This window comes from Aeromonas enteropelogenes, from assembly GCF_000819845.1.
Taxonomy (GTDB): Bacteria; Pseudomonadota; Gammaproteobacteria; order Enterobacterales; family Aeromonadaceae; genus Aeromonas; species Aeromonas enteropelogenes.
The window spans coordinates 1225-4385 of sequence record NZ_CDCG01000033.1; the positions used below are offsets into that span (position 1 = coordinate 1225).

The window sequence follows — 3161 nt, forward strand, 5'->3', positions numbered from 1 at the left end:
GCATCCAGGGTGCCTGCCGGCAGGGCGCGGGCCATCTCCACATCACCCGGTGCATTGCTGCCGTGCTGGCCATCGGCATAGTGGCCCATGTGAGTAATGGCGAAGACCAGGTTGGCCTCATTTTTGTCACGGATCTGCTTGCCCAGTTGGGCCGCTTCGGTGGTGGGATCGCGGAATTCCAGGGTCTTGACGTTGTTGGGGTCGACCAGCTGGGCGGTGTCTTCCGTGGTCAGGCCGATCACCGCGACCTTGAGGCCGTTATCCAGCCTGAATACCTTGTAGGGGTCGAAGTAATGCTTGCCGCTGGCCTTGTCATAGATGTTGGCCGACAGCATGGGGAACCGGGCCCACTCACGCTGCTTCTCCAGCACATTGAGGGGGTTGTCGAACTCGTGGTTGCCCACCGCCATGGCGTCGTAGCGAATGCTGTTCATCGCGACGAAATCGGGCTCGGCATCCTGCAGATCCGACTCGGGCACCCCTGTGTTGACGTCACCCCCGGAGAGCACCAGCACTTCGCTGCCGGCGGCCCTGGCTTCGGCGCGCAGCCGCTCGACCAGGGTCTTCTGGGCCGCCATGCCATATTCGTTCTCGGTGTTGTGCCAGAAACGGCCATGGGTGTCGTTGGTGTGCAACACAGTCAGCTTGCAGACATTTTCAGTGCAGGGGGCAACGGTGTCATTGCCAGAGGAATTACAGCCAGTCAGGGCAGCCAGCACGGCCAGCGCCACGGTGCCTCTGATGAAGTTCTTATTCATATCCATATCACCTTGATTATGTTGTTATTTATGACCCGATCCGGCGGGTCGGGCGCCAATATAACAAACAACAGATGACGATTTTTCATCAATGACTCACAAAATGCGTTAATTGTGATCCTTGGCTCAACATCCGGATTTCCACCGTTTTCTCGTCTCTTTTTATGAGTGGTCGCGCAAAATTCGGCGCCGGGGGATGGTAAGCCGCTTCTTGCCACACCTTTGTGGCATACTCTCCCACCCCATCGGAGCCCGAGGAGAGAGTTGATGGCCAAATACGACAAGATTTCCCCAGAAACCCAGCAGGAGGCGATGAAGATTGCCCGCGCCAACCAGAAGCCGGGGCAGACCAAGGAGCAGACCCAGCTGATCGCCCAGGGGATCCAGAAGGGCATAGATGAATACAAAAAGCAGATGAAGGCGCGGGCCCGCGAAGCCAATCGCCTGAAGAAGCAGCAGGCCAAAGCCAGACAACAGCAGAGTGAAAACCAGCTCGATGAACAGGACGAGTCGCTCGAACTGGTGGAAGTGACCCGCCAGCATCCCCTGCCCTGGGCACTGCTGGTATTGAGCTGGCTGGGTTTCGCCGCGGCTTGGCTCTGGCTGCGCTGACCCCGGCGCTGCAAACCTTTGCCTGGGATCTTCTTCACAGCCCTGGCCCATATGGCTGGTCATCGCCGCTCCGGGCTGATTAAATCCCGCCACTCGTTTTCAGGACATCTGCTATGAACCCGGCTCCGCTCTACCTGCTCGCCCCCTTCGTGCTGTTTCTCGTCACCATGCTGCTCTATCGCATCTCGCCGCTGCGGGCGGTGGCCAGCGGCAATGTGCGCTGGTTTATTCTGCCCGCCTTCACCCTCTTCATCCTGCTCATCGTGATCAATGGCGCGGCCGATCCGACCCTGCGCAATCCAGCCTTCCACTGGTTGATGCCAGGCCTGGGATTTGCGCTCAGCCTGTTCCCTGCCCTGCCCAAGGCGCTGGTGCCCCGGCTCGCCATCAAGGAGGGAGCCTTCGCTGCTCTGGGCCTGATGCTGATGAGCCTGGCTATGGTCTACTGACAGACCGGCTGTGGTGACATGATCCGAGGGGCGCTCTGTGACGGGCGCCCCTTGTACAAACAATGGCCGGCAGGCATCTTGGTGACAGGATCGCCAGCAAGGAGGCCGAATGGACAATCCGCCCGATTTCATGGCGCTGTGGGATTATCAGGATCCCGCCGCCAGTGCCCTGCGTTTTCATGCTCTGCTGCCCGAGGCGTGCGCCGCCGCCGACCTGCAGTACGAGCTGGAGCTGCTCACCCAGATAGCCCGCACCCATTCGCTGCAACGCCAGTTTGCCGAGGCGCACCAGCTGCTCGACGAGATAGAACCCCGCCTCACCGATGCCACCCCGCGGGCGCGTCTTCGCGTCCTGCTGGAGCGCGGCCGCACCTTCAACTCCGCCGGCGACAAGGCCAGTGCCAGGACGCTGTTTGAACAGGCTTGGCAACAGGGGCTGAAACACAAGGAGCTTTATCTGGCCATCGATGCGGCCCACATGGTGGCCATCGCCGCCCCTCTGGAGGAGCAGAGCCGCTGGCACCAGCTGGCGATGGAGCTTGCGGAGCGCAGCCAGGATGAGCGGGTGCGCGGCTGGCTCGCCCCCCTCTACAACAATCAGGGCTGGACCCTGTTTGAACTGGGCCGCCTGGAAGAGGCTCGCCAGTGTCAGCAAAAATGCCTGGCCTGGCACGAGCAGAATAACAACCCGGCCAAGGCCTTTATCGCCCGCTGGAGCCTGGCCCGCCTGAGCCGGGCCCAGGGGCTGCACGAACAGGCACAGGCCGAACTGACGCAGTTGCAGGCCGACATGGCGGCCGCCGGCGCCCCCGAGGATGGCTATGTATTCGAAGAGCTGGGAGAGAATGCGCTGGCGCTGGACGATCCGGCGGCGGCCGAATATTTCGCCCGCGCCTGGTTTTTGCTGTCGCGCGATGAGTGGTTCAAGCGCCAGGAAGGGGAGCGGCTCGCCCGTCTCAAGCGGCTCGCCAAGCTTTGACAACGCAGGGGCGGCCTAGCGCCGCCCCCGAGTCAGGCGAGATTGGCCTCTTCCCACCCCTGCTTCTTGCGATAGATGGTCGAGGGGCTGATCTCCAGCAGGGCCGCGGCCTTGGGTATGTTGCCGTCACAGCTGGCGATGGCCTGCTCTATCACCTCTTTTTCCACCAGCCAGAGCGGGCGGATCGGCCCTTGGGCAGGCCGCTCCGGCGCGCTGGCCACAGCAGGCTGGGCCACAGGGGCTGCCCCGTTCAGGGAACGTCCGCCATTGAGCGGGGGCGGCAAAATATCCTGGCTCACCTGATCCTTGTCGTTCAGCACCACTATGTTGCGCACCACGTTCTGCAGCTCGCGCACGTTGCCG

General features: G+C 62.0%; 5 protein-coding genes. 3 read left to right on the forward strand and 2 right to left on the reverse strand.

Annotation, left to right across the window (positions count from 1 at the left end; translation table 11 throughout):
* Nucleotides 1-758, reverse strand: a 758-nt coding sequence (locus BN1123_RS11735) for a metallophosphoesterase (RefSeq protein WP_197064511.1), incomplete at its 3' end; no start/stop codon positions are given.
* A 267-nt stretch (nucleotides 759-1025) separates the two neighbouring features.
* Between BN1123_RS11735 and BN1123_RS11740 the strand changes: the two genes are divergently transcribed.
* From BN1123_RS11740 to BN1123_RS11750, 3 genes are all read left to right on the forward strand, one after another.
* Nucleotides 1026-1370, forward strand: coding sequence for a DUF2956 domain-containing protein (locus tag BN1123_RS11740; protein ID WP_042027185.1), 345 nt, complete (start codon nucleotides 1026-1028; stop codon nucleotides 1368-1370).
* A 113-nt stretch (nucleotides 1371-1483) separates the two neighbouring features.
* The gene (locus BN1123_RS11745) at nucleotides 1484-1819 is read left to right on the forward strand and encodes a hypothetical protein (protein ID WP_042027187.1); all 336 of its coding nucleotides are present in this window, start codon (nucleotides 1484-1486) and stop codon (nucleotides 1817-1819) included.
* Nucleotides 1820-1928: 109 nt separating this feature from the next.
* A complete protein-coding gene (locus BN1123_RS11750; protein WP_042027189.1) occupies nucleotides 1929-2798 on the forward strand; it encodes a tetratricopeptide repeat protein in 870 nt (289 codons plus the stop codon).
* A gap of 32 nt (nucleotides 2799-2830) precedes the next feature.
* Here BN1123_RS11750 and BN1123_RS11755 read toward each other — a convergent pair.
* On the reverse strand, nucleotides 2831-3161 hold a 331-nt coding region (locus BN1123_RS11755; protein WP_326938639.1), incomplete at its 5' end, for a helix-turn-helix domain-containing protein.

Coding starts and splice junctions, on each gene's coding strand:
- BN1123_RS11740 (WP_042027185.1), top strand. CDS start 1,026: ATGGCCAAATACGACAAGATTTCCCCAGAAACCCAGCAGGAGGCGATG.
- BN1123_RS11745 (WP_042027187.1), top strand. CDS start 1,484: ATGAACCCGGCTCCGCTCTACCTGCTCGCCCCCTTCGTGCTGTTTCTC.
- BN1123_RS11750 (WP_042027189.1), top strand. CDS start 1,929: ATGGACAATCCGCCCGATTTCATGGCGCTGTGGGATTATCAGGATCCC.